We start from the raw sequence: 1,437 nt of genomic DNA on the forward strand, positions 1-1,437 counted from the left end.
GAGCAATCGTCAAGACCTGTGGATCACGAGTTTCTAAGCAGCTGCCGGTGAGGGCTGATCGTCGGGACGTTCGACGAGCCTGCCGTTGATGAAGGTCGCCCCGGCACGTACCAGGGCGACGAGGTGGGGTGCGTTGACCGCGCGCCAGCGGGCCTGGGCCGACTCGATCAGCTTGAACGCCATGGCCAGCCCAGCCGCCCGGGATCCGGGGCCTTTGGTGACCTTGGTGCGGTGCCGGACCGTGGCGAACGTCGACTCAATCGGGTTGGTCGTGCGTAGATGCACCCAGTGCTCTGCGGGGAAGTCGTAGAGCGCCAGCAACTCGTCCAGGTCGTCGACGACCTTGGCCACGGCCTTGCCGTACTTGGCGCCGTAGGCGGCCTGGAACGCCTTCACCGCCGCGTGGGCGTGGTCCTTGTCCTCGGCGTTCCAGATCTCCGCCAGGGCCTTCTTCGCCCCTGGCTGAGCGGATTTCGGTAGAGCCGCGAGCACGTTGGCGATCTTGTGGAACCAGCAGCGCTGAGCCCTGGCCTGCGGGAACACCTCACCCAGCGCAGCCCAGAACCCGAGCGCGCCGTCCCCGACCGCTAGGACAGGGGCGCGCATTCCCCGACGCTTGCAGTCGCGCAGTAGATCGGCCCAGGATTCGGTCGACTCGCGGTAGCCGTCCGATAGCGCGATCAGCTCTTTGCGGCCGTCGGCGCGCACGCCGATCATCACGAGCAGGCACAGCCGCTGCTCTTCCAGACGGACGTTGACGTGGATGCCGTCGGCCCACAGGTAGACGTAGTCCACCCCTGACAGGTCGCGGGCGGCGAAGGCGCGCTGCTCGGCCTTCCACTGCTCGGTCAACCGGGTGATCACCGGCGCCGACAGCCCGCTTGTGGAGCCGAGGAACTGCCCCAGCGCCGGGACGAAGTCCCCGCTGGACAGGCCGTGCAGGTAGAGCAGCGGCAGCACCTCGGTGACCTTCGGTGTCTTGCGTGCCCAGGGCGGCAGGATCGCTGAGGAGAATCGCTTGCGTTCGCCGGTGACCTCATCGGTGCGTTTGTCGTTGACGCGTGGCGCTTGGACCTCGATCGCGCCGGCTGCGGTGAGCACTTCCCGCGGCTGGTGGTAGCCGTTGCGCACGACCAGACGGTGCCCGGCCTCGTCGCGCTGGTCGGCGAAGGCGGCGATGTAGGCGTCGACCTCGGCTTTGAGGGCTTCGGCGAGCATCCGGCGGGCGCCTTCGCGGACGATCTCGTCGATCAGCGAGGAGGAGACGGGGCCATCAGCCGGACGGCGGTCGCCGCCGGCGGGGTCAGGGACTACGGTGAGCATCGGGTGTGCCTTCCCAGCCGACGTTGGCGCGTCGGCCATGCGTGAGAGACCTCAAACGATCACCGGGAAGGTACACCCCTTCCCGGCCGATCCACAGATCTCAAGCATTGCTCC

General features: G+C 67.8%; 1 protein-coding gene. It reads right to left on the minus strand.

Annotated features, from left to right (window positions below; translation table 11 throughout):
* Nucleotides 1-33 precede the first annotated feature (33 nt).
* Nucleotides 34-1,323, minus strand: a complete 1,290-nt coding sequence (locus tag IMZ11_RS42255; protein WP_228649154.1) for an IS256 family transposase — start codon at nucleotides 1,321-1,323, stop codon at nucleotides 34-36.
* Between the last annotated feature and the right edge of the window lie 114 nt (nucleotides 1,324-1,437).

Source organism: Microtetraspora sp. AC03309 (genome assembly GCF_020826795.1).
GTDB classification, from domain to species: Bacteria; Actinomycetota; Actinomycetes; order Streptosporangiales; family Streptosporangiaceae; genus Microtetraspora; species Microtetraspora glauca.